Source organism: Burkholderia sp. Ax-1719 (genome assembly GCF_011753055.1).
Taxonomy (GTDB): Bacteria; Pseudomonadota; Gammaproteobacteria; order Burkholderiales; family Burkholderiaceae; genus Paraburkholderia.
This window is the reverse complement of record NZ_VWWJ01000038.1, coordinates 1-26,540: the sequence shown is the minus strand read 5'-3', so window position 1 is coordinate 26,540 and position 26,540 is coordinate 1. Positions and strand designations below refer to the sequence as shown.

27 protein-coding genes are annotated in these 26,540 nt (G+C 65.9%); 17 read left to right on the top strand and 10 right to left on the bottom strand.

The features are described 5' to 3' along the window. Window positions 1–208: 208 nt before the first annotated feature. Window positions 209–859, bottom strand: a complete 651-nt coding sequence (gene upp, locus F3J17_RS33445) for a uracil phosphoribosyltransferase (protein WP_167069712.1) — start codon at window positions 857–859, stop codon at window positions 209–211. 314 nt (window positions 860–1,173) lie between these two features. Between upp and F3J17_RS33440 the strand changes: the two genes are divergently transcribed. The 17 genes from F3J17_RS33440 (at window position 1,174) to F3J17_RS33360 (ending at window position 19,348) form a co-directional block, all read left to right on the top strand. After that, a complete protein-coding gene (locus tag F3J17_RS33440; RefSeq protein WP_167069710.1) occupies window positions 1,174–1,953 on the top strand; it encodes an SDR family oxidoreductase in 780 nt (259 codons plus the stop codon). A gap of 57 nt (window positions 1,954–2,010) precedes the next feature. After that, on the top strand, window positions 2,011–2,400 hold the full coding sequence (locus F3J17_RS33435; protein WP_167069708.1) for a methylglyoxal synthase: 390 nt from the start codon (window positions 2,011–2,013) through the stop codon (window positions 2,398–2,400). A gap of 44 nt (window positions 2,401–2,444) precedes the next feature. Further along, on the top strand, window positions 2,445–3,419 hold the full coding sequence (locus tag F3J17_RS33430; RefSeq protein ID WP_167069706.1) for a quinone oxidoreductase: 975 nt from the start codon (window positions 2,445–2,447) through the stop codon (window positions 3,417–3,419). Window positions 3,420–3,766: 347 nt separating this feature from the next. Then, complete coding sequence (locus F3J17_RS33425; RefSeq protein ID WP_167069704.1) at window positions 3,767–4,756, top strand: phosphotransferase; 990 nt, start codon at window positions 3,767–3,769, stop codon at window positions 4,754–4,756. Window positions 4,757–4,872: 116 nt separating this feature from the next. Further along, the gene (locus F3J17_RS33420) at window positions 4,873–4,998 is read left to right on the top strand and encodes a potassium ABC transporter ATPase (RefSeq protein ID WP_167069702.1); all 126 of its coding nucleotides are present in this window, start codon (window positions 4,873–4,875) and stop codon (window positions 4,996–4,998) included. Next, window positions 4,995–5,087 carry a K(+)-transporting ATPase subunit F gene (gene kdpF, locus F3J17_RS33415; protein WP_028218560.1) on the top strand — a complete coding sequence of 31 codons (93 nt, stop codon included), beginning with the start codon at window positions 4,995–4,997 and terminating at the stop codon, window positions 5,085–5,087. The genes F3J17_RS33420 and kdpF overlap by 4 nt, the downstream gene beginning before the upstream one ends. Next, a complete protein-coding gene (gene kdpA, locus F3J17_RS33410; RefSeq protein WP_167069700.1) occupies window positions 5,084–6,889 on the top strand; it encodes a potassium-transporting ATPase subunit KdpA in 1,806 nt (601 codons plus the stop codon). The genes kdpF and kdpA overlap by 4 nt, the downstream gene beginning before the upstream one ends. A 16-nt stretch (window positions 6,890–6,905) precedes the next feature. Continuing rightward, on the top strand, window positions 6,906–8,990 hold the full coding sequence (gene kdpB, locus F3J17_RS33405) for a potassium-transporting ATPase subunit KdpB (protein ID WP_167069698.1): 2,085 nt from the start codon (window positions 6,906–6,908) through the stop codon (window positions 8,988–8,990). Between the two features lie 33 nt (window positions 8,991–9,023). Beyond that, window positions 9,024–9,602 carry a potassium-transporting ATPase subunit KdpC gene (gene kdpC / locus F3J17_RS33400; protein ID WP_167069696.1) on the top strand — a complete coding sequence of 193 codons (579 nt, stop codon included), beginning with the start codon at window positions 9,024–9,026 and terminating at the stop codon, window positions 9,600–9,602. Window positions 9,603–9,746: 144 nt separating this feature from the next. Then, on the top strand, window positions 9,747–12,674 hold the full coding sequence (locus F3J17_RS33395) for a sensor histidine kinase KdpD (protein WP_167069694.1): 2,928 nt from the start codon (window positions 9,747–9,749) through the stop codon (window positions 12,672–12,674). Next, window positions 12,667–13,365, top strand: coding sequence for a two-component system response regulator KdpE (kdpE, locus tag F3J17_RS33390; protein WP_167069692.1), 699 nt, complete (start codon window positions 12,667–12,669; stop codon window positions 13,363–13,365). Before F3J17_RS33395 ends, kdpE begins: the two co-directional genes overlap by 8 nt. A 100-nt stretch (window positions 13,366–13,465) precedes the next feature. Beyond that, entirely contained in the window at window positions 13,466–13,786 is a 321-nt protein-coding gene (locus tag F3J17_RS33385) for a multidrug efflux SMR transporter (RefSeq protein WP_167069690.1), read from the top strand. 303 nt (window positions 13,787–14,089) lie between these two features. Beyond that, on the top strand, window positions 14,090–14,704 hold the full coding sequence (locus F3J17_RS33380; protein WP_167069688.1) for a DUF4126 domain-containing protein: 615 nt from the start codon (window positions 14,090–14,092) through the stop codon (window positions 14,702–14,704). A gap of 101 nt (window positions 14,705–14,805) precedes the next feature. Continuing rightward, on the top strand, window positions 14,806–17,331 hold the full coding sequence (locus F3J17_RS33375) for an FtsX-like permease family protein (RefSeq protein WP_167069756.1): 2,526 nt from the start codon (window positions 14,806–14,808) through the stop codon (window positions 17,329–17,331). A gap of 117 nt (window positions 17,332–17,448) precedes the next feature. Next, on the top strand, window positions 17,449–17,859 hold the full coding sequence (locus tag F3J17_RS33370; RefSeq protein ID WP_167069686.1) for a group II truncated hemoglobin: 411 nt from the start codon (window positions 17,449–17,451) through the stop codon (window positions 17,857–17,859). A gap of 143 nt (window positions 17,860–18,002) precedes the next feature. Further along, entirely contained in the window at window positions 18,003–18,755 is a 753-nt protein-coding gene (locus tag F3J17_RS33365) for an alanyl-tRNA editing protein (protein WP_167069685.1), read from the top strand. Then, window positions 18,752–19,348 (top strand): DUF924 family protein, encoded by a 597-nt coding sequence (locus F3J17_RS33360; protein WP_167069683.1) that lies wholly within the window; start codon window positions 18,752–18,754, stop codon window positions 19,346–19,348. Before F3J17_RS33365 ends, F3J17_RS33360 begins: the two co-directional genes overlap by 4 nt. 13 nt (window positions 19,349–19,361) lie before the next feature. Here F3J17_RS33360 and F3J17_RS33355 read toward each other — a convergent pair whose 3' ends face one another. From F3J17_RS33355 to F3J17_RS33315, 9 genes are all read right to left on the bottom strand, one after another. Next, window positions 19,362–20,108 carry an SDR family oxidoreductase gene (locus tag F3J17_RS33355; RefSeq protein WP_167069681.1) on the bottom strand — a complete coding sequence of 249 codons (747 nt, stop codon included), beginning with the start codon at window positions 20,106–20,108 and terminating at the stop codon, window positions 19,362–19,364. A gap of 38 nt (window positions 20,109–20,146) precedes the next feature. After that, a complete protein-coding gene (locus F3J17_RS33350) occupies window positions 20,147–20,731 on the bottom strand; it encodes a TIGR00730 family Rossman fold protein (protein ID WP_167069679.1) in 585 nt (194 codons plus the stop codon). Next, a complete protein-coding gene (locus tag F3J17_RS33345) occupies window positions 20,728–21,453 on the bottom strand; it encodes a TetR/AcrR family transcriptional regulator (protein WP_167069677.1) in 726 nt (241 codons plus the stop codon). The genes F3J17_RS33350 and F3J17_RS33345 overlap by 4 nt, the downstream gene beginning before the upstream one ends. A gap of 224 nt (window positions 21,454–21,677) precedes the next feature. Continuing rightward, window positions 21,678–22,316, bottom strand: a complete 639-nt coding sequence (locus F3J17_RS33340) for a diacylglycerol kinase (RefSeq protein ID WP_167069754.1) — start codon at window positions 22,314–22,316, stop codon at window positions 21,678–21,680. A gap of 229 nt (window positions 22,317–22,545) precedes the next feature. Further along, the gene (locus tag F3J17_RS33335; RefSeq protein WP_167069675.1) at window positions 22,546–23,577 is read right to left on the bottom strand and encodes a glycosyltransferase family 1 protein; all 1,032 of its coding nucleotides are present in this window, start codon (window positions 23,575–23,577) and stop codon (window positions 22,546–22,548) included. A gap of 72 nt (window positions 23,578–23,649) precedes the next feature. Next, on the bottom strand, window positions 23,650–24,600 hold the full coding sequence (locus F3J17_RS33330) for a UDP-2,3-diacylglucosamine diphosphatase (protein WP_167069673.1): 951 nt from the start codon (window positions 24,598–24,600) through the stop codon (window positions 23,650–23,652). Between the two features lie 242 nt (window positions 24,601–24,842). Beyond that, on the bottom strand, window positions 24,843–25,382 hold the full coding sequence (locus F3J17_RS33325; protein ID WP_167069752.1) for an RDD family protein: 540 nt from the start codon (window positions 25,380–25,382) through the stop codon (window positions 24,843–24,845). 121 nt (window positions 25,383–25,503) lie between these two features. Then, window positions 25,504–26,337, bottom strand: coding sequence for a DUF3106 domain-containing protein (locus F3J17_RS33320; RefSeq protein ID WP_167069671.1), 834 nt, complete (start codon window positions 26,335–26,337; stop codon window positions 25,504–25,506). Window positions 26,338–26,358: 21 nt separating this feature from the next. Beyond that, window positions 26,359–26,540, bottom strand: a 182-nt coding sequence (locus F3J17_RS33315) for a DUF3619 family protein (protein WP_167069669.1), incomplete at its 5' end; no start/stop codon positions are given.

Genomic DNA, 26,540 nt, shown 5'->3' with positions numbered 1-26,540 from the left:
CTCTGGGCGCGGACCGCCGTCCCGGTTGCAGCCTGGGTTGTAGCCGGGTTGTAGCGCTTTAGCCGTCGCGACCGTCAGGTGGACCTGAATTTTATCACGCCGCACCTGCGCGGCTGCGGCGGTCCGGGAGATTGCGCGCGGATTCGCCATTCGGCCCAGGCAATCCACGCGCGCCGGGGCCGTTTGGCCCTGTTAAGCCCCGAAAAGCTCAGTTCTTGGTGCCGAACAGGCGGTCGCCCGCGTCGCCCAGACCCGGGATGATGTACGCGTGGCTGTCCAGATGCGAATCCAGCGAAGCCACGTACAGCTTGACGTCCGGATGCGCCTTCTGGAACACCTCCACGCCTTCGGGCGCGGCCACCAGCGCGAGGAACAGGATGCGATCGCCCGGCACGCCGCGCTGCTTGAGTACGTCGATGGCGTGCGCAGCCGAGTAGCCGGTGGCGACCATCGGATCGCACAGGATGAAGGTGCGGTCTTCCAGGTCCGGCAGGCGCACCAGGTATTCGACTGGGCGGTGGTCGTCGGCGCGATACACGCCGATGTGGCCCACGCGCGCCGACGGCACCAGCTCCAGCAGGCCGTCCGACATGCCCACGCCCGCGCGCAGCACCGGCACGATGGCGAGCTTCTTGCCGGCAATCACGGGCGCGTCGACTTCGACGAGCGGCGTCTGCACGCGGCGCGACGCGACCGGCAGATCGCGCGTGATTTCATAACCCATCAGCAGGGTGATCTCGCGCAGCAGCTCGCGGAACGTGCGCGTGGACGTGTCCTTGTCGCGCATATGGGTGAGCTTGTGCTGGATCAGCGGGTGATCGAGGATGAAGAGATTCGGAAAACGGCTGTCCTGTTTCATGGCGGGGCGCACAAGGCTGCAAGAGATATCGGGGGATTCGGGCGGGCCCGCCGCGCGGCAGGCGGGTCGGACGGGGAGTCCGGGGCGGCTCGCGGCAGCGCCGGGCCGCGCTACAGCCGCAAGTATACGGGAAGCCGGCGCGAACCGACCCACGAACTGATCCAGGAACGGCGGGCAGTGGCTTCCTGGGGCGCGCCCTACGCGCTTTGGCCGATTCTTCTAGAATCGCAAAAATCGGGCGGGGTGGGCGACGCCGCCAGACCGACGCCGATATCGAATTCAAGAACCGCAGTCAAGCGACGAGGAAGATCTCCATGGACATGGGTATCGCAGGACGCACCGCGCTGGTGTGCGCGGCCAGCAAAGGATTGGGGCGCGGCTGCGCCGAGGCGCTGGCCGCCGAAGGCGTCAACGTGACGATCGTGGCGCGCACGCAAAGCACGCTCGAAGAAACCGCCGCGCAGATCCGCGCGAGCACCGGCGTCGAGGTCAAGGCCGTGGCCTGCGACATCACCACGGAAGCGGGGCGCGCCCAGGCGCTGGCGGCGTGTCCGTCGCCGGATATTCTGGTGAACAATGCGGGCGGCCCGCCGCCGGGCGACTTCCGCAGCTTCACGCGCGAGCAGTGGCTCGCCGCGCTCGACGCCAACATGCTCACGCCGATCGCGCTGATCCAGGCCGTGATCGACGATATGACCGCGCGCGGGTTCGGGCGCATCGTCAATATCACCAGTTCTTCTGTGAAGGCGCCCATCGACGTGCTGGGTCTGTCGAATGGCGCGCGCTCGGGCCTTACGGGTTTCGTCGCGGGCGTGGCGCGCCAGGTGGCGAGCACGGGCGTGACGATCAACAACCTGCTGCCGGGCGTGTTCGACACCGATCGCATCAAGACCACGATCGCCGCCCAGGCTGGCAAGAGCGATCTGTCGCTGGAAGAAGTGCGCGCGCGCCGCATGAAGGCGATTCCGGCCGGGCGCTTCGGCACGCCGGACGAGTTCGGCCGCGCCTGCGCGTTCCTGTGCAGCGTCCACGCGGGCTATATCACGGGGCAGAACTGGCTCATCGACGGCGGCGCCTATCCGGGCACCTTCTGACGTGCGAGGATGCGCACGACTCGTCCAATCGGATAAACACAGCCAGGAGCCGAACCCATGCTTACCCGCGTCGCACTGATCGCGCACGATCACAAGAAAGACGACATCGTCAAACTGACGGGCGAATACGTCGATACGTTGCGCCGCTGCGTCCTGCTCGCGACCGGCACGACGGGCGGCCGTATCGCTGCCGCGCACGGCCTGCAAGTCGAACGGTTTCTCTCCGGCCCGCATGGCGGCGATCTGCAGATCGGCGCGCGCCTGGCCGAAGGCAATGTCGACGTGGTGATTTTCCTGCGCGACCCCATGACGCCGCAGCCTCACGAACCCGATATCAACGCGCTCGTGCGCGCCTGCGACGTGCACGACGTGCCGTGTGCGACCAACATTTCCACCGCGCGCATGATTCTCGACGCGCTCACGCTGCGGATGAAAGACGTGATCTGAGTGCGGCGTGCGCAGGCGCTGACCATCTCTTGACTGGAGACATGATGACCAAGGCAATCCGATACGACCGAACTGGCGGCCCCGAAGTAATGCAATGGGTCGATGTCGAAGTGGGCGAGCCGGGCGAGGGCGAAATCCGCGTGAAGCAGAGCGCGTGCGGCCTCAACTACATCGACGTATATTTCCGCTCCGGGCTGTATCCGCAGCAGCTGCCCGCCGGGCTCGGCATGGAAGCGGCGGGCGACGTGGTGGCGGTTGGCCCGGGGGTGACGGGCGTGAAAGCAGGCGAGCGCGTGGCCTATGTGGGCCGCCCGCCCGGCGCTTACGCGCAGGAGCGCGTGCTGCGCGCCGACCAGGTGATCCGTCTGCCCGATACGATCAGCGACGAGCAGGCCGCGTCCGTCATGCTCCAGGGTCTCACCGCGCAATATCTGCTGCGCCGCACGTATCGCGTGAAGGCTGGCGACACGATCCTGATCCAGGCGGCCGCGGGTGGCGTGGGCCTGATCGTGTGCCAGTGGGCCAAGGCGCTGGGCGCGACGGTCATCGGCACGGTGGGCTCCGATGAAAAGGCTGAAATCGCCAGGGCGCACGGCTGCGATCACCCGATCGTCTACACGCGCGAGGACTTCACCGCGCGCGTGCGCGAGATCACGAATGGCGCGGGCGTGCCGGTGGTGTACGACTCGATCGGCAAGGATACGTATGTGAAGTCGCTCGACTGCCTCGCGCCGCTGGGTATGTTCGTGAGCTTTGGCAATGCGTCGGGTCCGTTGCCGCCGATCGACTCGTCGGAATTCTCTTCGCGCGGCTCGCTGTTCTTCACGCGCCCGACGCTGTTCTCGTACATCGCCAAACGCAGCGACTACGAAGCGATGACGGCGGAACTGTTCGAGGTGATTGCATCGGGCAAGGTGAAGACCTCGATCAACCAGCGTTATGCGCTCAAGGACGTGGGAGAGGCGCATGCCGATCTGGAAGCGCGTCGCACCACGGGGTCGACGATCTTGACGCCGTAAATCGATCCATTTCAAGGTGGAATAAAACAGGGCGCGCATGCTAGTCATGCGCGCCTTTCTTATTTCCAGATTCCCTTTCTCCGTGCACGCACTGGCTTAATAAAACTTTCGTAAGGAAAGAATATGCCTGTAAAGAAGGCCTGATCCTTACCAGAATGCGTCAGCCTTCTCATAAATGGTAACGCTACGAAATGTTCCGTAATGCTTGAGCGAGCATCGGCGGTGCATCGTCACGGCGGGTAATACATGTAATTTCAACCGAAAGCCGATCCAAAAGATGGCTCCCTACACTGCGTCGCAATTCGGCGGCAGTGCCGATTACACAATGAAATCGGGGGCTTTCTTTCATGTCGATTAATCCAGCGTCGTGCCCGCTCGAAGCGCTTCCGGCCGCGAGTGCGCCCACTGCGCAAGCGGCCGAAGAATCCAGCGCGCTCGCACAAGCGCAAATAATCATTCGGACTGCGATGCAGGCCGAAGCGGTGTCGCTCGAAAAGCAAACCTTGTCGCAAAGCGGCAATGTCGTTTTTCGCGTCGATCTGGCTGGCGGACGGACCGTGGTGCTGCGCATGAGTCCGCTGCGCGGCGCGTTCGCGTACACCGCGCATAACCTCAACGCGCTGCGCGAACTGGGTGTGCCGGTTCAGTCAGTGCTGGCGTCGGGCGGGGCGTCGTCGGGCGGGTCATATGTCGTGATGAACTGGCTGCCGGGGCGCGATCTCGCCTTCGAACTGCCGCAGATGCAGGCCGCGCATGCCGCTGCGCTTGCCGACAAGGTGGCGGCCTGTCAGCAACGTGTGGCGGCGTTGCCGCGTGGACAGGGCTTCGGCTGGGCGCCGATCGGGCGGCCGGCGCTGGGCAAAAGCTGGAGCGATATGTTCGGGCGTCCCGTCGAAGAACCGCTCGACGAGCCGCCCACGCCGCTCAATCTGCTGCGGGTGCGTCTGCGCGGTTTGCGACGCGATCTGGAACCGTATTTCCAGTCGGTCCAGCCGGTCTGCTTTCTCGACGATGTGACGACGAAAAACGTCATCGTCGATCGCGATCAATTGAGTGGCCTGATCGACCTGGACTTCGCCTGTTATGGCGATCCGCTGCTCGCGGTCGGTAACACGCTCGCGCAACTGGCGGTGCAGGAGAGCGAGGCTGCGCGCGCCTATGGTGCCGCGCTCATCGATCGATGGCAGCCGCAGGGCGAAGCGCGCCGCGCGATGCATTTTTACAGTGCGCTGTGGCTGACGACGGCCGTCGTCGCTGCCGATACCAACGGCGATGCCGCACGCGCAAGCGCGCTCGGCCCCATCGTTCACGCGATTCTCGACGCCGCCGCCGCGTGATTTCCGGGCTAAACACGCCCTGTTTACGCGTTTTTTATACGCGCCCCCCAAGCTTTGATCCGGATTTAACGCGATAAACCTTACCTTACCGCCATCCATCAATGGAGAACACGACAATGGATGTGCTGTATATCGGGGGGCTGGCGGTCTTCGCCGCACTCACCTACGCGTTGATCGCCGGCTGCGGGAAGCTCATGCAGTACCGTCGCGCCGATCAGACGGCCACGGGAGCGCGCTCATGACCTGGATCTTCTGGCTGTCGGGAGCGGCGACGCTGTTGCTGTTCGTCTATCTCGTCCATGCGCTGCTGCGCGCGGAGGAGATCGAATGAACGCCAATAATCTGCTGCAGACGGGTATTTTCCTCGTCGTTCTGCTTGCGCTGGCGGTGCCGGTCGCGGGCTACATCACGCGCGTGCTCGACGGGCGCTCGCGCGTCGTGCGTCTGTTCGCGCCCGTGGAGAATCTGCTGTACCGCATCGCGGGCGTCGATCCCAACGCGGAGATGAACTGGAAGCGTTATGCGCTCGCCACCATCTCGTTCAACGTGCTGGGCGTGGGCTTTCTTTACGTGCTGCTGCGCGTGCAAGGCTGGCTGCCCGGCAATCCGCAGGCGTTCAGCGCGATGACGCCGGACGGCGCGTTCAACACGGCGGTGAGCTTCGTCACCAATACGAACTGGCAGGACTACACGCCCGAGCAGACCGTGAGCTATCTCACGCAGATGCTCGGCCTGACCGTGCAGAACTTCCTTTCGGCGGCGACGGGCATTGTGGTGGTGATCGCGCTGATCCGCGGTTTCGCGCGCCATTCGGTGCAAACCATCGGCAACTTCTGGGTCGACCTCACGCGCACGACGCTGTACATCCTCGTGCCGATGTCGGCGCTCATCGCCGGGCTGCTGATGAGCCAGGGCATGATCCAGAACTTCAAGTCGTATCAGGACGTGCCGACGCTGCAAACCACGACCTACGCCGCACCGAAGCTCGACGCTCAAGGCAACGCGATCAAGGACGCCAAGGGCAACCCCGTCACCGTCGATACGAAAGTGACGACGCAGACGCTTGCGATGGGCCCGGTCGCTTCGCAGGAAGCGATCAAGATGCTCGGCACCAACGGCGGCGGCTTCTTCAACGCGAACTCCGCGCATCCGTATGAAAACCCGACGCCGTTCTCGAACTTCGTCGAAATGTTGGCGATCCTGATCATTCCGGCGGCGCTGTGCTTCGTGTTTGGCAATGTGGTGGGCGACCGCAGGCAGGGCATCGCTGTGCTCGCGGTGATGACGATTGCGTTCGCCGTAGCGGTGGGTGTGGAACTGTCGGCCGAACAGGCAGGCAACCCGATGCTCACGACGCTCAACGTCGATCAGCACGCCAGCGCGCTGCAGGCGGGCGGCAACATGGAAGGCAAGGAAACGCGCTTTGGCATCGCGCAGACTGGCATCTTCGTGGTAGCGACCACGGCGGCTTCGTGCGGTGCGGTTAACGCCATGCACGATTCGCTCACGCCGATTGGCGGCCTCGTGCCGATGCTCTTCATCCAGCTGGGCGAAGTGATCTTCGGCGGGGTGGGTTCGGGTCTGTACGGCATGCTGGTGTTCGCGCTGCTCGCCGTGTTCGTGGCCGGTCTGATGATCGGGCGCACGCCGGAATACGTGGGCAAGAAGATCGAATCGTTCGAGATGAAGATGGTGTCGATCGTGATTCTGCTCACGCCGCTGCTGGTGCTGCTCGGCACCTCGATTGCGGTGCTCTCCGATGCGGGCAAGGCCGGCATCGCCAATCCGGGCGCGCATGGCTTCTCCGAAATCCTCTACGCGTTCAGCTCCGCCGCCAACAACAACGGCAGCGCGTTCGCGGGCCTGACCGTCAGCACGCCGTTCTACAACTGGCTGCTGGGTATCGCGATGTGGTTCGGCCGCTTCGGCACCATCGTGCCGGTGCTCGCCATCGCGGGTTCGCTTGCGAGCAAGAAGCGTATTGCCGTGACGGGCGGCACGCTGCCCACGCACGGACCGCTGTTCGTCGTGCTGCTGCTCGGCTGCGTGCTGCTGGTGGGCGCGCTCACCTATGTGCCGGCGCTCGCGCTCGGTCCGGGTGTCGAGCATCTGATCATGCTCGGCGTGCATTGAACGGGGACTTTTCGACATGACACAACATAGTGCAACACGGTCCATGTTCGATCCGGCGCTGGTGCGTCCGGCCATCGTGGATTCGTTCAGGAAACTCAAGCCGCGCACCCAGTTGCGCAACCCGGTGATGTTCTGCGTCTACGTGGGCAGCGTGCTCACGACGATCCTCTGGATCGCGGCGCTGATGGGCCAGGCCGAAGCGCCCGCGGGCTTCATTCTCGCGGTCGCGCTGTGGCTGTGGTTCACGGTGCTGTTCGCGAACTTCGCCGAAGCGCTGGCCGAAGGCCGCTCGAAGGCACAGGCCGCATCGCTGCGCCAGGCCAAGCGCGACGTGATGGCGAAGAAGCTCAACGAGCCGCATCCGAAGTCGCCGATCCGCATCACCACCGCCACCGATCTGCGCAAGGGCGACGTGGTGCTGGTCGAAACCGGCGACGTGATTCCGGCCGATGGCGAAGTGGTCGAAGGCGTCGCCTCGGTTGACGAATCCGCGATCACGGGTGAATCCGCGCCGGTGATCCGCGAGTCGGGCGGCGACTTTTCGTCGGTCACGGGCGGTACGCGCGTGCTGTCGGACTGGATCGTCGTGCGTGTGACGGCCAATCCTGGCGAAGCCTTCCTCGACCGCATGATCGCGATGGTCGAAGGCGCCAAGCGCCAGAAAACGCCGAACGAAATCGCGCTGACGATTCTGCTGGTCGCGCTGTCCATCGTGCTGTTGCTGGCCACCGCCACACTGCTGCCGTTCTCGATGTTCTCGGTCGAAGCCGCGAAGATGGGGCACGTGGTCACCATCACGGCGCTGACCGCGCTGCTGGTGTGCCTGATTCCGACCACCATCGGCGGGCTGCTGTCGGCGATTGGCGTGGCGGGCATGAGCCGCATGATGCAGGCCAACGTGATCGCCACCTCGGGCCGCGCCGTGGAAGCCGCCGGCGACGTGGACGTGCTGCTGCTCGACAAGACCGGCACGATCACCCTGGGCAACCGTCAGGCATCGCAGTTCGTGTCCGCGCCGGGCGTGAACGAGGAAGCGCTCGCGGACGCCGCGCAACTCGCCTCGCTCGCCGATGAAACGCCGGAAGGCCGCAGCATCGTCGTGCTCGCCAAGCAGCGCTTCAACATTCGCCAGCGCGACATGGCGGCGCTGCACGCCGTGTTCCTCGCCTTCAGCGCGCAGACGCGCATGAGCGGCGTGGACATGCCGGGCCGCGAGATCCGCAAGGGCGCCGCCGATGCGATCAAGCATTACGTCGAGCAGCACAATGGCCGCTTCCCGTCGGAAGTGAGCACGGCCGTCGATGACGTCGCGCGCCGTGGCAGCACGCCGCTGGTGGTCGCCGAACTCAACGACGGCGTGGCGCGCGTGCTGGGCGTGATCGAGCTGAAGGACGTGGTGAAGGGCGGCATCAAGGAGCGTTTCGCCGAACTGCGCAAGATGGGCATCAAGACCGTGATGGTGACGGGCGACAACCGCCTGACCGCCGCCGCGATCGCCGCCGAAGCGGGCGTGGACGACTTCCTCGCACAAGCTACGCCGGAAACGAAGCTGGCGACCATCCGCGAGCATCAGGCGCAAGGCAAGCTGGTGGCGATGACGGGCGACGGCACCAACGACGCCCCGGCGCTCGCCCAGGCCGACGTGGCCGTGGCGATGAACACGGGTACGCAGGCCGCGAAGGAAGCGGGCAACATGGTCGACCTCGATTCGAACCCGACCAAGCTGATCGAGATCGTCGAGATCGGCAAGCAGATGTTGATGACGCGCGGCTCGCTCACGACGTTCTCGATTGCCAACGACGTCGCCAAGTATTTCGCGATCATTCCGGCCGCGTTTGCTTCGACGTATCCGCAACTGCGCGTGCTCGACGTGATGCATCTGACTTCGCCGGCATCGGCGATTCTTTCGGCGGTGATTTTCAACGCGCTGATTATCGTGATGCTGATTCCGCTCGCGCTCAAGGGCGTGAAGTACCGTCCGCTCGGCGCCGCGACGCTGCTGCGCCGCAATCTGCTGATTTACGGCCTGGGCGGCATTCTGTTGCCGTTCCCGTGTATCAAGCTGATCGATATGGTGCTGACCGCCTTCGGTTGGGTTTGAGCCGCGCGCGTGATTTTTTAGACAGGAATGCATATGAAAGCGCAATTTCGTCCTCTGATCGTGCTGTTCGTCGTGCTCTCGGCGATCACCGGTCTCGTCTATCCCGCCGTGATGACGGCGTTCGGCCAGGCGGTGTTCCATCGCCAGGTCAACGGCAGCCTCGTGGAAGTGGGCGGCAAGGTGGTGGGCAGCGAGCTGATCGGCCAGCAGTTCGACGCGCCCCAGTATTTCTGGGGCCGTCTGTCGGCGACTTCGCCGATGCCGTACAACGCGCAAAGCTCGGGCGGCTCGAATCTCGGCCCGACCAACCCGGCGCTCGCCGATGAAGTCAAAGGCCGCATCGACGCCCTGAAAGCCGCGGGCACCGACGTCTCGCAGCCGATTCCCGCCGATCTCGTGACCTCGTCGGCCAGCGGTCTCGATCCGGAGATTTCGCCGGCTGCCGCCGCGTACCAGGTCGCACGCGTGGCCAAGGCGCGCAACGTCAACCCGAGCGAGGTGCAGGCGCTGGTGGATCGCTACACGAAGGGTCGCCAGTTTGGCCTGTTCGGCGAGCCGCGCGTGAATGTGCTGGAGCTGAATCTGGCGCTCGACGGCAAGGACGTCAGCTAAGCGTCCTGGCTCAAGACGGGTGCGCCGCACGCCGTGCAAGCGGCGTGCGGTTTGCCATTCTGGTGCCGCAGTGAGAGGATCGACTTTTGGCGCGCAACGTATGACTTCGATGTATCAATCGGCACAAAACCGGCATAAAACCGCATGAACCGCCCCGATCCCGACGAACTCCTCGACCGCCTGCAGCGCGAGGAAGAAAAACGCCGCCGCGGCAAGCTGAAGGTGTTCTTCGGCGCCTCGGCGGGCGTCGGCAAAACCTATGCGATGTTGCAGGCCGCACGCCGCCGCGCCGAAGACGGCGTGGACGTGGTGGTCGGCATCGTCGAAACGCACGGGCGCAGCGAAACTGCGGCGCTCACCAATGGCCTCGACGTGATGCCGCGCCAGCGTCTGGCGTATCGCGGGCGCATGCTCGACGAATTCGATCTGGACGCCGCGCTCGCGCGCAAGCCGCAACTCGTGCTGGTGGACGAACTCGCGCATTCGAACGTGCCCGGCGCGCGCCACCTCAAACGCTGGCAGGACGTCTACGAACTGCTCGACGCGGGCATCGACGTGTACACCACCGTCAACGTCCAGCATCTGGAAAGCCTCAACGACGTGGTGGGGCAGATCACCGGCATCCGCGTGTGGGAGACAGTGCCCGACCGCGTGTTCGACGGCGCGGACGAGGTCACGCTGGTTGACCTGCCGGCGGAGGAACTGCTCGACCGCATGCGCGACGGCAAGGTCTATCTGCCCGCCCAGGCCGAGCGCGCGGTGCGCAACTTCTTCCGCAAGGGCAATCTGATTGCGCTGCGCGAGCTGGCGCTGCGCCGCACCGCCGACCGTGTCGATGCGCAGATGCACGAGTACCGCGCCGACCGCTCGATCCAGCATGTCTGGCAGGCGCGCGAGCGGCTGCTGGTGTGCATCGGCCCGGGACCGGAAGCGCCCGCGCTGGTGCGCGCGGCGGCGCGGCTGGCCGCGAGCCTGCGCGCCGACTGGATTGCCGTGTATGTGGAAACGCCCAGGCTCCAGCGTCTGCCGGACGCGATCCGCGAGCGCACGCTGGGCGCGCTCAAGCTCGCCTCGGAACTGGGCGCGGAAACTTCGACGCTGGCGGGCGAAGATGCCGCCGTCACGCTCGCCGGTTACGCGCGGCTGCGCAATGTCTCGAAGCTGATCGCGGGCGCGTCGCTGCGCTCGGGGCTGTCGCGCTGGCTCAGGCGTCCGTTCGGCGAGCGCCTGGGCGAAAAAGCGGGCGACGCCGATCTGACGCTGGTGCGAGCTACCGGCAACGAAATCGACCGCCTCAACGGCCGCGAACTCGAAGGCGGCTCGGCGGCCGCGCGCGCGGCCAACGCCTGGCGCGCGGCGATCGGGCAGGGCGGCGCGAACCGCTCGCCGCCGCGCGCCTATCTGGCCGCGATGGTGATCTGCGCCTGCATCACGCTGGTGGCGAACCAGTTGAACGAGCGCATCGCGCTGGCCAATCTGGTGATGCTGTATCTGCTCGGCGTGATTTTTACGGCGACGAAGCTCGGGCGCGGTCCCGGCGTGCTGCTCTCGTTCGCGAGCGTGGCGGCCTACGACTTTTTCTTCGTGCCGCCGCGCCTGTCGTTTTCGGTGAGCGACACGCAATATCTGCTGACCTTTGTTGGCATGCTGCTGACGTCGCTGGTCATCAGCCATCTCACGTCGAGCCTGCGTCGCGAAGCGAGCGTCGCGCAGCGGCGCGAACAGCGCACCGGCGCGATGTACGCGATGGCGCGCGAACTGGCGGCGGCGCTGGCGACCGAGCAGATCGTCGCGATCGGCAGCCGCCATGTGAGCGAAGTGTTCGGCGCGCGCGTGGCGATCCTGCTGCCCGATAGCGCCGACAAGGTCCAGCAGAAGATCGAGGACCCCGATCCGCAGATCATGCTGGACGCATCGAGTCTCGATATCGACGTGGGACAGTGGGTCTACGACCAGCAAAAGCCCGCCGGCCACGGCACCGACACCTTGCCCGCGGCGGCGGCGCGCTATCTGCCGCTGAAAGCGCCGATGCGCACGCGCGGCGTGCTGGCCGTGGTGACGCGCGACGCGCGCGAATTGCAGGTGCCGGAGCAGCAGCGCATGCTCGACGCCTTCGCCGCGCAGATCGCGCTGGCGCTAGAGCGCGTGCACTACGTGGAGATCGCGCGCGACGCGCTCGTCAACATGGAGTCCGAACGGTTGCGCAATTCGCTGCTCTCGGCGATCTCGCACGATCTGCGCACGCCGCTCACGACCATCGTCGGTTTTTCGTCGATGCTGGCGCAGACGCACGAGCCGAGCACCGAAGCGCCCGATCCGCAGAATGCGCGCGAGGGCGAACTGATCGAGGCGATCCACGATGAGGCGCTGCGCATGACCGGCATCGTCACGAATCTGCTCGACATGGCGCGCCTGCAGGCGGGCAGTCTCAAGCTCAATCGCCAGTGGACGCTGCTGGAAGAAACGGTGGGCGCGGCGCTGGCGGCGTGCCGTCGTGTGCTGGCGCGCCATCCGGTGCAGGTGAAGCTCGAAGAAGACCTGCCGCTGCTGCAGCTCGACGCCGTGCTGATGGAGCGGCTGTTCTCGAATCTGCTGGAAAACGCCGCGAAATACACGCCCGCCGATACGCCGCTGACCATCGCCGCGCGCCGCATCGAGGAGGGCGGCCAGCCCTTCGTGCGCGTGAGCATCGACGATCGCGGACCGGGCCTGCCGCCTGGCATGGGCGAGCGCGTGTTCGAGAAGTTCACGCGCGGCGAGAAGGAATCGGCCAAGCCTGGCATCGGCCTGGGACTCGCGATCTGCCGCGCGATCGTGGAGGCGCACGGCGGTACAATCGGCGCGACCAATCGCGTCGATGCCGATGGCCATGTGCTGGGCGCGTCGTTCTGGTTCGCGCTGCCGGTCGAAGAGCCACCGCCGCTGCCCGCCGATGTTCCGGACGAAGCGCATGACGAAGCAGACGACGAAGCACACGACGAAGCGCATGACGCCTCGCACGACGACGCGCTAGCGCAAGCACCCCAAGCTGCCACTACCAAACCTCTCGATTCGAATGCCGCCCATGAGTGACCCGAGTCTCGCCGTTGTTCTGATCGAAGACGAAAAGCAGATCCGCCGTTTCGTGCGCGCGTCGCTGGAAGGCGAGGGCATCGCCGTCTATGACGCCGAAACCGGCAAGCAAGGGCTGGTGGAAGCGGCCACGCGCAAGCCCGATCTCGTCATCGTCGATCTGGGTTTGCCGGATACCGACGGTCTCGACGTGATCCGCGAACTGCGCGGCTGGAGCGATCTGCCGGTGATCGTGCTGTCCGCGCGCACCCAGGAGAGCGAGAAAGTCGCCGCACTGGATGCAGGCGCGGACGATTATCTGACCAAGCCGTTTGGCGTATCCGAACTGCTCGCGCGTATCCGTGCGCATCTGCGCCGCCGCAATCGGGGCGGTGCGAACGAGGAGCCGCAGGTGAGTTTTGGCGCGGTGACGGTCGATCTGGGATTGCGCCAGGTGACCCGAGAGGGCGCGCCCGTGCATCTCACGCCGATCGAATACCGGCTGCTCGCCACGCTCGTGCGCGACGCGGGCCGCGTGCTCACGCACCGGCAACTGCTGCGCGAGGTCTGGGGCCCGTCGCATGTGGAGAGCAGCCACTATCTGCGGATCTACATGGCGCATCTGCGTCAGAAACTGGAGCGCGATCCCGCCCAGCCCGAGCACATCATCACCGAAACGGGCGTGGGTTATCGGCTCGTGGGCGTGCAGTGAGCCGGGCTTGACGCCCTTTGCTATACTTACAGAAGCGTAAGGACGACCTTGCGCTTCTTTTTTTCGGGGACGGCCCCATTTTGCTTATGGAGCGTTCCTGATGCCCTGGCTCTATCTCCTCATTGCCGGCCTGCTCGAAGTGGCGTGGGCTACCGGTCTCAAATCTTCCGAAGGTTTTACGCGGCTCGGCTGGTCGGTGTTTACGATCGTGACGGCGCTCGGCAGTTTCTGGCTGCTCGCGCTGGCCATGCGCCAGTTGCCGCTGGGTACCGCGTATGCGGTCTGGACGGGTATTGGCGCGGTTGGCGCGTTCGTGCTCGGTATCGTCGTGATGGGTGAAGCCGTCAGCGTGGCCCGTGTGCTGAGCGCGTTGCTGATCGTGGCCGGCCTTGTCGGTCTCAAGCTTTCGTCGGCTGCCTGATCTGAGCGGAACCGGCGGATGATGAGCGCCGCAGTGTGATGCGGCGCGCATTTTCGCGCCATTTATCGGGTGAAAGGCGTGGTTTCGGCGCACCAGAACGCAAAAAGCGCACTGCGGCGGCGCAGCGTGCGTGGCTATAATGAGACGGTCACCACCCGATAACACCCAAGCGCCGCGGACGCCGCGAGCGCCGCTGTCTTTTTGTCCCCGGCTTTCTAGGCCGCGCCGGACAAATCTGGACGCCGCGCTACGCCTCGTTTCGTGGGGAACGGCGCCGCGCGAGCCTCGCGCGAGGAGGCAGTCATGCTGGAACCCTTATCTCTCGCCGCAGGCCTGTCCTGGGGCAGCGGCCTGCGCCTCTACCTGACGGTTCTGATGGCCGGCGTGATGCAGCGCCTGGGCGTCATCCATCTACCCGATACGCTCGCGATCCTGTCTTCGCCCTGGGTGATTGGCTTCGCCGCCGCGTTCACCGTTCTCGAATTCCTCGCCGATAAAATCCCCGCGCTCGATTCGCTGTGGGATGCCGTGCATACCTTTATCCGCATTCCGGCCGGCGCCGTGCTGGCGGCCGGTGCGCTCGGCCACGCCGATCCGGCCGTGCTGACGATTGCCGCGCTGGCAGGCGGCACGCTCGCCGGCACCGCGCATCTGGCCAAGGCCGGCACGCGCGCACTCATCAATCTGTCCCCTGAACCGGTGTCGAACGTCGTCACCTCCAGCGCCGAGGACGGCATGACCTTCGTTGGCGTGCTGCTGGCGTTTTTTGTGCCCTTGCTGTTCCTGGTGATGCTGTTGGCTTTCCTGCTGGTGGCGACCTGGGCGCTGCCGCGACTGTGGCGCGGCGTGCAGGGCGGCTTTCGCGGCATGGCGACGCATATGGTCACGCGCTTTTCACTGCGGAGCCGTCACGATTGAACGGCGCTAATCCTTCTCCGTCTGCATCGTCGTCTTCTGCTGCGGCAGTCCCCGCACGCGCTTTCCTGAGCTGGTTCGATCTCGTGCGCCTCGCCGCGCGCATGAGCGCGCGCGACTGGCGAGCGGGTGAGTTGACCATGTTGCTGCTGGCGCTGGTGCTGGCCGTGGCGGCGCTGTCCAGCGTGGGTTTTCTCGCCGATCGGCTGCAACGCGGGCTGGAGCGCGACGCCAAACGCATGATCGCCGCCGATTTCATCGTGCGTGCCGATCATCCGCTCGATCCGATGTTCGCGCGCGCGGCGCAATCGCTTTCCCTGCAAACCGCGACCACGGCGATTTTCCCGAGCATGGTGACCGTTCCGGCTGCGGATGCGGCGGGGCAGACGCCCGCGCGCCTTGCCGCTGTCAAATCGGTGTCGCCGGGCTATCCATTGCGCGGCGCACTGCGCATTGCGTCCGCGCCCGGCGCGCCGGACCATGAAGCGCAGGGCATTCCGCCGCCCGGCACCGTCTGGGTCGACGACGAACTGCTCGACGCGCTCAAGCTTCATGTGGGCGGCACGGTCAAGGTCGGCACCCGAACGCTGACGGTCGGCGCGATCATCACGCGCGAACTCGATCGCGGTTTCTCTTTCGTCAACTTCTCGCCGCGTCTGATGCTCAACGCGGCCGATCTGCCGTCGACGGGCCTCACCGGCTATGGCAGCCGTGTCACTTATCGGCTGCTGGTGGCGGGCGCCGATCCCGCCGTCGCGCGGTTCTCTGCGTGGGCGCGAGAACAGGTCGATGGCGACAAGACACGCGCCAAGATGCGCGGCGTCGCGCTCGAATCGCTCAAGGACGGCCAGCCGCAGGTTCGCCAGACGCTCGAACGCGCGCGCCACTTCCTCACGCTCGTCTCGCTGCTGACCGCGCTGCTGGCGGCGGTGGCGATCGCGATGGCCGCGCACCGCTACACGCGCCGCCATCTGGACACCTGCGCGGCGATGCGATGCCTCGGCGCAAGCCAGCGCACGCTGCGCGCGATCTTCGTGCTCGAATTCACGGGCCTCGGTCTGGTCGGCGGGGTGGTGGGCGTGGCGCTCGGTTATGCGGGGCATCTCGCGCTGCTCGCCTGGCTGGGTACGCTGATCGACGTGGCGCTGCCGTATCCGGGGCCGCTGCCCGCGCTCGAAGGCGTCGCGGCGGGACTGGTGCTGCTGCTCGGCTTTGCGTTGCCGCCGCTGTTGCCGCTCACGCGCGTCCCGCCCGTGCGCGTGTTGCGCCGCGAATGGGGTGACGAAAGCCGCACCGCCTGGGCCGCCTACGCCATCGGCATCGTGCTGTTTGCGGGTCTGTTGGTATTGGCGGCAGGCGAACTGAAGCTCGGTGGAATCGTGGCGGGCGGTTTCGCGCTCGGGCTGCTGGTGTTCGCGGTCATCGCGCGGGTGGCGCTGTGGGGCGCGGCGCGCGTGGCGCGCAGCCAGCGCAATGGTCTGGATTCGCGCGCGGGCGTGGGCTGGCGCTATGCGCTGGCGTCGCTGGAACGCAGGCCCGGGGCGAGCGCGCTGCAGATCACGTCGCTCGCTATCGGCCTGATGTGCCTGCTGCTGATCGCGATGACGCGCAACGATCTGATCGACGGCTGGCGCAAATCCACGCCGCCCGACGCGCCCAACGAATTCCTCATCGATATCCAGCCCGCGCAGCGTGACGCCGTGGCCGCGTGGCTGGGCGCACATGGCATCGCCGATCCTGATCTGGAGCCGATGGTGCGCGGCCGCCTCACGACGATCAACGGCAAGCCCGTGAATCCCGACCAGTACAAGAGCGAAGATGCGCGACGTCTGGTCGATCGCGAATTCAATCTCTCGTACACCACGCAGTTGCCCGACGACAACCGCATCGAAGCCGGTTCCTGGTACGGCGATTCGGCCACGCCGCAGCTTTCCATCGAGCAGGGCCTGGCGAAGATCCTCAACGTGAAGCCCGGCGACGTGCTGACGTTCGATGTGACCGGCCTCGAAGTGACCGCGCCCGTGACGAGCGTGCGCAAGCTCGACTGGGGTTCGTTCAAGGTCAACTTTTTCGTGCTGATGCCGCCCGCGTTGCTGCACGATTTCCCGGCCACCTTCATCACGAGTTTCCATCTGCCCGAGTCGCAGCGCCCCGTGATCGACGGGCTGGTCGCGCAGTATCCGAACGTGACCGCCATCGACGTCGGGCCGATTCTCGCGCAGATCCAGCGGATGCTTGAGCAGGTGATCGGCGCGGTGCAGTTCCTGTTTCTCTTTACGCTCGCGGCGGGCGTGCTGGTGCTCTACGCGGCGCTCGCGGGCACGCGCGACGAGCGCATGCGCGAATCGGCGCTGCTGCGTGCGCTGGGCGCGTCGCATGCCCAGGTGCGCTCGGTGCAGATCGCCGAATTCGTGGCCGTGGGCGCGCTCGCGGGTTTGATGGCGGCGGTGGGCGCGCAGATCGTCGGCTCGGTGCTGGCGACGCGCGTGTTCGAGTTCTATCTCCCCTTCGATCCGTGGCTCATTCCTGCCGGCATCGTCGCGGGCGTGGCGTGCGCGGGCGTGGGCGGCTGGATCAGTCTGCGTCATGTGCTGGCGCGGCCGGCGTTGCAGTCGCTGCGGGACGCTTGAGGGGCTTGAGGAAGGTGGGGCGGCGCAGGTCGCGCCGCCTGGGCTATGCGAAAATGGTCGCTTGCCCGGCATCCCTGAACGCGTTGCCGCCCCCGTTTTCCGTACCGATTCCCCTGTATGACCGATCCAGCCGACGAAGCGCCGCAACAACCCACGGCCTTCGAACTCGTCGGCGGCGAGGCGCGCTTGCGCGAGCTCGTCGACCGCTTTTACGACCTGATGGACCTCGAACCCGAGTTCGCAGGCATCCGCGCGTTGCATCCGCAAACGCTCGATGGCTCGCGCGACAAGACCTTCTGGTTCCTGTGCGGCTGGATGGGCGGCCCCGATCACTATATTTCGCGCTTTGGCCACCCGCGCCTGCGCGCGCGCCATCTGCCGTTTGCGATTGGATCGTCGGAGCGCGATCAATGGCTGCGCTGCATGGCGTGGGCGATGCAGGACATCGACCTGGACGAGCCGCTGCGCGAGCGCCTGCTGCATTCGTTCTTCGAAACCGCCGACTGGATGCGCAACCGTCCGGGTTGATTGAAGTCTCGCTGCGGACTGGCCCGGTTAGCTGACCGGTACAGTCCGGGCATGGGCGGTTTCGGCTGTATTTTGCGACTGCGCGCGCGTCGCGATAATGGACGTCTGCGCCCGAAAGGCGACGACAAACCGGAGACCGCCCCATGACGACTGCCACGCCCACGCGCACCCGCGCGCTTTTCCGCGAAGACGCCTATCTGACGCACTGCGACGCCACCGTGCTCGCCGTGGGCGAGGAGGGCGTGCAACTCGACCAGACGGTGTTCTATCCGCTGGGCGGCGGACAGGCGGGCGACACCGGCGCGCTGGTGCTGGCGGACGGCACGCGCATCCAGATCGCCGATACCCGCAAGGCGAAATTCGAAGGCGCGACGCCCGACGACGCGCTGCATCTTCCCGCGCCTGGCCAGGAAGCGCTGATCGCGCGCCTCGCCGTGGGCGAACGCGTGCGCGCCGAGATCGACTGGACGCGCCGCCATCGGCATATGCGTCTGCATACGGCCAGCCATCTGATGTGTGCCGTGCTGCCCTACGCCGTGGACGGCTGCAGCATCACGGCCGATTACGCGCGCCTGGATTTCGCCACGGTCGAACCGATCGAGCGCGAGCAGGTTGAGGCGCGCCTCGCGGAACTGGTCGCGGGCGCGCATGCGGTGGCGACCGAATGGATCACCGATGAAGACATGGCGCAGCGACCCGAACTCGTCCGCACGATGAGCGTGAAGCCGCCCATGGGCTTGGGGCGCGTGCGCCTGTTGCGCATCGAAGGCGTCGATCTGCAGCCGTGCGGGGGCACGCACGTGCAGAACACACGCGAAATCGGCGGCCTGCGGGTGGCGAAGCTGGAGAAGAAAAGCGCGCGCACGCGCAGGCTCGTGCTGGAACTCGTGGAATGACGTCGAACGCGCTCGATCCGCGCGCCCGCGAGGTGCTCGACTTCTGGTTCGGCGTGCTGGATTCGGCGGAGTATGGCCGCGAGCGCAAGATGTGGTTCAAGAAGGATGCGGCGTTCGATGCGTTGTTGCGTGAACGCTTTGGCGCGCTGCTCGACGCCGCCTGTGCAGGCGCGCTCGATGGCTGGTGCGCGACGCCCGAAGGCGCGCTGGCGCTGGTGATCGTGCTCGACCAGTTCTCGCGCAACTGTCATCGCGACACGCCGCGCGCCTTCGCCGCCGATGAGCGGGCACTTGCCATCGCGCAAGCCATGGTCGCAAACGGCGACGATCTGCGTCTGCCCACCGTCGAGCATCGCGCCTTCGCTTATCTGCCGTTTGAACACGCCGAATCCGCCGAGGCGCAGCGCGAGTCGCTGCGGCTATTCGGTGCGCTGGCGGAGCATCCGCAGGCGAAGGGGTATTTCGATTATGCGCAGCGCCACGCCGATGTCATCGCGCGTTTCGGTCGCTTTCCGCATCGCAATGCGCAGCTAGGCCGTGAAAGCAGCGAAGCCGAGGCTGCGTTTTTGCGTCAGCCCGGCTCGCGGTTCTAGATCGGGCGGCGAATCAGCGACCGCCGCTCACGTCGAGCAACGCGCCGGTCACGTAGGACGCCGCATCGCTCAACAGCCAGACGATGGTTTCCGCGACTTCGTCCGCGCCGCCGGGACGGCCGAGCGGCGTCTGCGCGCCCAGCACGGCGGCGCGCTCCGGGCGTCCGCCGCTGGCGTGGATTTCCGTATCGATCAGGCCGGGACGCACCGCATTGACGCGTACGCCCTGCGGGCCCAGTTCCTTGGCGAGGCCGATCGTCATGGTATCGACCGCGCCTTTGGAGGCCGCATAGTCGACGTACTCATTGGGCGAACCCAGCCGCGACGCCGCCGACGACACATTGACGATGGCGCCGCCGTCGCCGCCGCGGTCTTTCGACATGCGTCGCGCCGCTTCGCGCGCGCACAGGAACGCGCCGAACACGTTCACGTCGAACATGCGTTTCAGACGCGCGGCGTCCATATCGGCGACCTGGCTGCCGGGCGCGACGATGCCCGCGTTATTGACGAGCGCATCGATGCGCCCATAGGCCGATTCGAGCGCATCGAACATCGCGATCACATCGGCCTCGTTCGCCACATCGCCGTGCAGCACGCGTGCGTGGCCGCCGGCGCGGCCCACTTCGGCGGCGGTTTCCTCGGCGGCCGGGGCGTTATGCAGATAGTTGACGCCCACGGTCCAGCCGCGCGCGCCCAGCAGCCGGGCGCAGGCGCGGCCAATGCCGCGGCTCGCGCCGGTGATCAGAACGACTTTGCCCATCGCACTTTCTCCCGGCTTTTGCGCCTCAACCCAGCGCCTTAAACGTTGTCGCGCTGAACCGCCCACTTGTCGGCTGCGGGCGCGTGGTAGCGCTGCAGCTTGCCGATCAGCGCGGCCGGATCGCTGTCGATCTGCAGCATGTCCAGGTAGGTCTGGCGCATGAAACCCTCGCTGACCGTGTGTTCGAGCAGGGTGATGAGCGGATCGTAGAAGCCGTCGATATTGAGGATGCCGACCGGCTTGCGGTGATAGCCGAGCTGCGCCCACGTGAACACTTCGAACAGTTCTTCGAGCGTGCCCGCGCCGCCAGGCAGCGCAACGAAACCGTCCGAAAGATCGGCCATCATCTTCTTGCGGTGGTGCATGTCGGGCACGACGTGCAGTTCGGTCAGGCCGTTATGGCCCACTTCCTTGTCCACCAGCAGTTCGGGAATCACGCCGATCGCGCGGCCGCCTTCGGCCATCACGGTATCGGCGATCACGCCCATCAAGCCGACCTTGCCGCCGCCGTAGACGAGGCCCAGATCGGCTTGCACGAGCGCGCGACCGAACGCCTGCGCCGCTTCGTTATAAACCGGTTTGGCTCCATACGAGGAGCCGCAATACACGCAGACGGCTTTCATTCGCGGGTTTCCTTGCTGTCCTTCGGTGCGCCGTCGCGCGGCGGCAGATAGTCGTAGAACTCGCGCTGCGGGTGCTTGCCCGACACCAGATCGTCGAACAGCTGCTTCGCGCGGCCGCGCAGATACGGCGCCATCAGCGAAACGATCTGCACGCTCACCTGGTGCAACTCGACGCGGATCGCTTCCTGATCGTTGTACTTGCGCGGGTTCATCACGAACTGGTACGAAAGCCAGTACGTGGCGATCACGCCGATGTTGGTCGAGATCACCGCGATTTCTTCCGGCGTCGCGACCATCTCGCCGTCTTCCTTCAACTGGTCGCAGAACTGCTTCGCGAACGCCACCTTGTGGCTGATGATCTGCTTGAAGTGCATCTCCAGCGTGCGGTTTCGCGCCAGCAGGTCGTTCAGGTCGCGATAGAGAAAGCGGTAGCGCCACGTGAAATCGACCATGTATTGCAGATACGCCCACATCTCGTCGATGGTGGCGCGATGGTCGTCCGGGAAGCGCAGACGCTTGTCGATCTCCTGCTCGAACTGGCTGAAGATGCTGTTGATGATGTCGTCTTTGTTGCGGAAGTGGTAGTACAGGTTGCCTGGACTGATCTCCATTTCCTCGGCGATGGTCGTCGTGGTGACGTTGGGCTCGCCGATCTCGTTGAAGAGTTTCAACGACAGTTCGAGTATCCGTTCACGTGTGCGGCGGGGAGGTTTGGCATCCATGTCGTCCGGCCCTGAAAGTACGGCGTCGGGCGAACAACGCCGCAGCCTGAGATAGCTGCAAAGCTGCTGCGTGGGTGCCCGGACGCGGTTGGTCGTTTTTTAAGACTGTCGTTCGATTATAAACCGACGCCAGGGGCGAGAAGGGGGCCAACGGGGAATGAAGAAAATCGGCGTGCGCAGGCGAGCTTGCCGCCTGCGCACGCGGTGTAGTCCGTGCAGTGCCGTCAGCGCGCGCCGATCCAGTGCAGCAGCGTCGGGCCGAAACGCGGCACGAGGATCAAGCCCCAGGTCATCACGCAGGTGACGAGCGCGACCGTCACCGCCGCGCTGCCAAGATCCTTGGCGCGGCCCGAGAGTTCGTTGCGTTCGAGACCGATGCGGTCGACGGCGTTCTCGATGCTCGAATTGAGCAGCTCGACGATCAGCACCAGCATCACCGATCCCAGCAGCAGCACGCGCTCGACCGGTTCCACCGGCACGAAAATGCCGATCGGCACCATGATGGCCGCGAGCGTGAGTTCCTGGCGGAACGCGCTTTCGTTGTGGATCGCGGTGCGAAAACCCTTGATCGAGTACTGAAGCGCCTTCCACGCGCGCGTGATGCCGCGGTTGCCCTTGTACGGGTTGAACGGCAGCGGCGCGAGCGGATCGTCCGGGCCGAGCGGTTCGTGCAGATGCGGCGGCTCGGGCGGCTCGGCCTGCGCCGGCCTGTGAGGGGTGGGCGGATTCTGCGGCGCGTTGGCGGCACCGGTCGCGTGGACGGACGTGGGTCCGCCGTGCGTCGGTGGCTGGGTGGCTTGCGGCGTCTCGGAATCGCGAGGCGCGGCAGAGGCGTGCGATGGTGTCGAAGGACGTGGGGCCATAACGGTGCGGGTTGAAGCCGCAGTATCGCACGCGTTGTTTCCCGTTGCGCCGGAAACGTCTGATGATGCCGCGCCCGGGTGACCGGGGGCGTCGGCCTGTTCAGTCAGCACGTCCTGTTCGTCTTCGATGCCGTCGGCGGTCGACGGCATCGAAGAGACGGGGGAGGCAGAGGTGGCGCAGGGCCGGTTCATCGTCGTACTCCGGTCCGTAGCTGGGGGGGGGCGTGGCTCAGGCCGCGGCGCTGCTTTCCTGCATCGACGCGCGCGTGCGCGGCTTGAGATGCGAGGCGAACTGCTCGGACGCGGCGCGCCACGAGAAGCGTTCGGCCCAGGCGCGCGCCGTCGAGCGTTCGATCTTGAGCGCTTCCAGACACGCTTCGCGCAGATCGTTGTTCATCGCGCCCGCGCTGCCGCCTTCGAGCACGTCGATCGGACCCGTCACCGGGTAGGCGGCCACCGGCGTGCCGCAGGCCAGCGCTTCGAGCAGCACGAGGCCGAAGGTATCGGTTTTGCTCGGGAACACGAACACGTCGGCGGCGGCGTAGACCTTGGCGAGTTCCGGCTGGCTCAGCACGCCCAGATAGTTCGCCTGCGGATAGCGCGATTTCAGTTCGGCGAGCGCCGGGCCTTCGCCGCAGACCCACTTCGAGCCCGGCAGATCGAGCTTGAGGAACGCCTCGACGTTCTTCTCCACGGCCACGCGGCCCACGTAGAGGAAGATCGGGCGGGCCGTGTTGAGCACCTTCGAATCCATCGGCTCGAAGATTTCCAGATCGACGCCGCGCGTCCACAGCACGACATTGGTGAAGCCGAATTTTTCGAGATCGGTTTTCACGACGGGCGTGGGCGCCATCACGGCGAGCGAAGGCTTGTGGAACCAGCGCAGGAAGCGGTAGGTGGCCGACAGCGGAATGCCAAAGCGCGCCTGGACGTACTCGGGAAAGCGCGTGTGGTAGGCGGTCGTGAACGGCAGGTCGTGCTCGATCGCGTATTTGCGCGCGGCGAGGCCGAGCGGCCCTTCAGTGGCGACGTGAATCGCGTCGGGGCCGAAGGCGTCGATGCGCTCGCGCAGATGGCGCTTGGGGAACAGCGAGAGCTTGATCTCGGGATAGGTCGGGCACGGCATCGTGCGGAATTCCAGTGGCGTGAGCAGATCGACCTGATGGCCGAGCGCGATCAGCTCGCGCGTCGTGTTCTTCAGGGTCCGTACCACGCCGTTGACCTGCGGCTCCCATGCATCGGTCACGATCATCACTTTCATCGGTCGTCGGCCCTCGGGGTTCGGGTGTTGCAGTGGGTTAGCGAATGCTGAGAATCAGGGCGATGTGTCGCTTCAGGCCGCGCTCACGCGCGCCTTGCGCGGTGCGCCCTGTGCTTCCGGCGACTTCATCACGGTCCAGTAGACGATGCGCAGCTCGCCCTCGAAGGTTTCGACCAGCGCCGAAAGGCTCTCGACCCAGTCGCCATCGTTGCAATACAGCACGCCGTCGATCTCGCGGATCTCCGCCTTGTGGATGTGGCCGCAGACCACGCCGTCACAGCCGCGCCGACGCGCTTCGTCGGTCATCACGCGTTCGAACGAGGAGATGAAGTTCACCGCGTTCTTGACCTGATGCTTGAGGTACTGCGAGAGCGACCAGTAGTTGAAGCCGAACCGCGCGCGCACGCGGTTGAACCAGCGGTTGAGCACGAGGATCAGCGTGTATGCCGAGTCGCCCAGATAGGCGAGCCACTTGGCATGCTGGATCACGCCGTCGAACAGATCGCCGTGCACGACCCACAGGCGCTTGCCGGCGAGCGTGGTGTGGAACGCTTCTTCGCGCACATGGATATCGCCGAACGCGAGATTGTGGAACTGGCGCGCGCCTTCGTCGTGATTGCCGGGGATGTAGACCACCTGGGTGCCCTTGCGCGCCTTGCGCAGCACCTTCTGCACGACGTCGTTGTGCGCCTGCGGCCAGAACCAGCCTTTGCGCAGCTGCCAGCCGTCGATGATGTCGCCGACGAGGTACAGATATTCCGACTCGTTGTGACGCAGGAAGTCGAGCAGATAGTTCGCCTGGCAGCCATTGGTGCCGAGGTGAATATCCGATAGCCAGATCGTGCGGTAGCGATGCGGGGCGGGGTGATCGTCGTCGTGCGAATCGGAGGAACCGGTGTCCTTGATCGGTAGCGGCGGCGTGGTGAACGCAGCGACGCTCGGACCGGAGTGGAAGGCGGCGGGATCGCTGTCCTGACCGGAGGTCTGCCGGAAAAGTGGGGTCGCGGTCGTCTTCTGGGCCATGGCTCACGCGGCAGGTTGCAATACGCGCATTGCGCCATGAGGCCGTGACGGCGCCGTGACATTCACAAGAAGGTCTTGTTACGGGATCGCGGCCAGCGTTGGGCGGCTGCGGCCGCAGCCGCGCGGGGCTTAGGTCGCGCCGCGACGATGCGTGCGCACGCCACTTTCACCCGTGGCCGCGTGACGCTTTGATGACGTGGTGCGCTGACTACGGCGCGGTTAAACGATGGCCTGGCGGACGTTCAGCGCGGTGCGCGCAGCACGGAAACGATGCGCGTGCCGGCGATCCGGTCGTGGGGAAATTGCCGCTCGCGGCTCAGCCGGGCGCTGGCAGCCCAGAGCGCGAACCAGAGCGCCGCTAGCACGAGCGTATGCGGGACAGTGAGGTGCAGCAGCGGATGCAGTGCGAGCGGCGGCAGGAACCAGAGCCAGGCGGCGAAGTAGCGCAGCGTGGCGCGCGCGATCGTGGGCGGCTCGCCATCCGGGCCGACTACGCGCAGGCGCCAGGTTTTCATCGGCAAGGTCTGCCCGCCATGTCGCCAGAAGCCGACGAAATACACGCCGGCCACAAAGGCGATCCATACGGCCATCAACCGGTGATACGTGTAGCCGTTGCGCTGCTGGAGAACGAGGCTGAAGGCGAGGCCCGCGAGGAAGACCACGCCGAATAGCAGCACGCTTTCGTAGACGAGCGCGGCAAGGCGTCGGCGCAGGGAGACGGGGGCAATGGGCGACGCGGCCGGAAGCGGCGCGCGAGCATCGGCGGTGGTGACGGCGGGCACTGCGGTGGCGTGTTCGGTCACGGTGGCGCGTTATCAACGGGAGCGACGGGACACCGTGAGCATAACCGCGAAGCGCGGCGACGATAAACGCGGGGAAACGTGATGAGACGCGATCAGGCGCTCAGGAGCCCTTGAACGCGGCGGGCGCTTCGGCGGGTGAAACCGGAATCGGAATCGCCGGTTCGAAGCTGCCTGCGGCCGGAATGCTGGCGGCCATCGCGGTCGCGGGCGGTTCGGCGAGTTGTCCGGACGTGCCGGGCTGGCCGGGGACGGCCGGCGCAGTCGTGCTGCCCGGTCCGGAAGCGCCGGACGCCGTACGGGCGCGTGCGCGACGCTCGCGCTCGTTCACGAGTCGCTCGATATCGCGGATCTCGCTCTTGTTGCCGCTCGGCGGGGCGCTCACGACGGTGCGACGCTTGCGTTCGCTGGCGGCGAGCTTGGCCTTCTGGTCTTCGGACAGTTCCTGATAGGCCTTCCAGGCGCGCTGGCGGGCCTGCGGCGGCAGTTCCTTCGAGACCTGATAGTTCTCGCGTGCGACGCGGCGCTGCTCGGGTGTCATGCGCACCCACTCGGTCATGCGATCCTGCAGGCGCTTCTGCACATCGGGCGTCATCTTCGGATAACGCGCGGCAATGCGCAGCCATTTACGCTTGCGCGCATCGCTGAACTTGTCCCATTCGCTGGCGAAAGGCGCGAGCGCGGTGCGCTGCGCGTCGGTCAGACGTGTCCAGGAGAGCGGGTTATCGGAATTGTCGTTGGCCGGCGCGGCGGGCGTGGCCGCTGCCGTCGCAGCGGCGTCGGACGTCGCGGCCTGACCCTGGGCGGGAGCGGCAGGCGCGAGCGCCGAATCCGGGGCGGATGCCTCGGGGTGAAAGCGCGGATACGTCGCCGCATACGACACCAAAGCCGTGACCACGCATCCAATGACAACGGCCAGGCCGCGCTTGTAACTCACCCCGTCAATCCCCCGCTTTATTTAGTGCGCGCGCGTCAGGTACGCATTGAACCCGTGATCGAGATAGGCCGTGAGCGGCAGGTCGTCGCTCAGCATGGCCGCGTCGATATCGGCGAGTTCTGCGGTGCGTTGTTGATCTTCGAAATAGGCAATGGCGAACAGGCCGGCCACCAGCGCCGCGAGCGGCCAGGCCAGCGCGAAGC

Coding starts and splice junctions, on each gene's coding strand:
- upp (WP_167069712.1), bottom strand. CDS start 859: ATGAAACAGGACAGCCGTTTTCCGAATCTCTTCATCCTCGATCACCCG.
- F3J17_RS33440 (WP_167069710.1), top strand. CDS start 1,174: ATGGACATGGGTATCGCAGGACGCACCGCGCTGGTGTGCGCGGCCAGC.
- F3J17_RS33435 (WP_167069708.1), top strand. CDS start 2,011: ATGCTTACCCGCGTCGCACTGATCGCGCACGATCACAAGAAAGACGAC.
- F3J17_RS33430 (WP_167069706.1), top strand. CDS start 2,445: ATGACCAAGGCAATCCGATACGACCGAACTGGCGGCCCCGAAGTAATG.
- F3J17_RS33425 (WP_167069704.1), top strand. CDS start 3,767: ATGTCGATTAATCCAGCGTCGTGCCCGCTCGAAGCGCTTCCGGCCGCG.
- F3J17_RS33420 (WP_167069702.1), top strand. CDS start 4,873: ATGGATGTGCTGTATATCGGGGGGCTGGCGGTCTTCGCCGCACTCACC.
- kdpF (WP_028218560.1), top strand. CDS start 4,995: ATGACCTGGATCTTCTGGCTGTCGGGAGCGGCGACGCTGTTGCTGTTC.
- kdpA (WP_167069700.1), top strand. CDS start 5,084: ATGAACGCCAATAATCTGCTGCAGACGGGTATTTTCCTCGTCGTTCTG.
- kdpB (WP_167069698.1), top strand. CDS start 6,906: ATGACACAACATAGTGCAACACGGTCCATGTTCGATCCGGCGCTGGTG.
- kdpC (WP_167069696.1), top strand. CDS start 9,024: ATGAAAGCGCAATTTCGTCCTCTGATCGTGCTGTTCGTCGTGCTCTCG.
- F3J17_RS33395 (WP_167069694.1), top strand. CDS start 9,747: ATGAACCGCCCCGATCCCGACGAACTCCTCGACCGCCTGCAGCGCGAG.
- kdpE (WP_167069692.1), top strand. CDS start 12,667: ATGAGTGACCCGAGTCTCGCCGTTGTTCTGATCGAAGACGAAAAGCAG.
- F3J17_RS33385 (WP_167069690.1), top strand. CDS start 13,466: ATGCCCTGGCTCTATCTCCTCATTGCCGGCCTGCTCGAAGTGGCGTGG.
- F3J17_RS33380 (WP_167069688.1), top strand. CDS start 14,090: ATGCTGGAACCCTTATCTCTCGCCGCAGGCCTGTCCTGGGGCAGCGGC.
- F3J17_RS33375 (WP_167069756.1), top strand. CDS start 14,806: ATGAGCGCGCGCGACTGGCGAGCGGGTGAGTTGACCATGTTGCTGCTG.
- F3J17_RS33370 (WP_167069686.1), top strand. CDS start 17,449: ATGACCGATCCAGCCGACGAAGCGCCGCAACAACCCACGGCCTTCGAA.
- F3J17_RS33365 (WP_167069685.1), top strand. CDS start 18,003: ATGACGACTGCCACGCCCACGCGCACCCGCGCGCTTTTCCGCGAAGAC.
- F3J17_RS33360 (WP_167069683.1), top strand. CDS start 18,752: ATGACGTCGAACGCGCTCGATCCGCGCGCCCGCGAGGTGCTCGACTTC.
- F3J17_RS33355 (WP_167069681.1), bottom strand. CDS start 20,108: ATGGGCAAAGTCGTTCTGATCACCGGCGCGAGCCGCGGCATTGGCCGC.
- F3J17_RS33350 (WP_167069679.1), bottom strand. CDS start 20,731: ATGAAAGCCGTCTGCGTGTATTGCGGCTCCTCGTATGGAGCCAAACCG.
- F3J17_RS33345 (WP_167069677.1), bottom strand. CDS start 21,453: ATGGATGCCAAACCTCCCCGCCGCACACGTGAACGGATACTCGAACTG.
- F3J17_RS33340 (WP_167069754.1), bottom strand. CDS start 22,316: ATGGCCCCACGTCCTTCGACACCATCGCACGCCTCTGCCGCGCCTCGC.
- F3J17_RS33335 (WP_167069675.1), bottom strand. CDS start 23,577: ATGAAAGTGATGATCGTGACCGATGCATGGGAGCCGCAGGTCAACGGC.
- F3J17_RS33330 (WP_167069673.1), bottom strand. CDS start 24,600: ATGGCCCAGAAGACGACCGCGACCCCACTTTTCCGGCAGACCTCCGGT.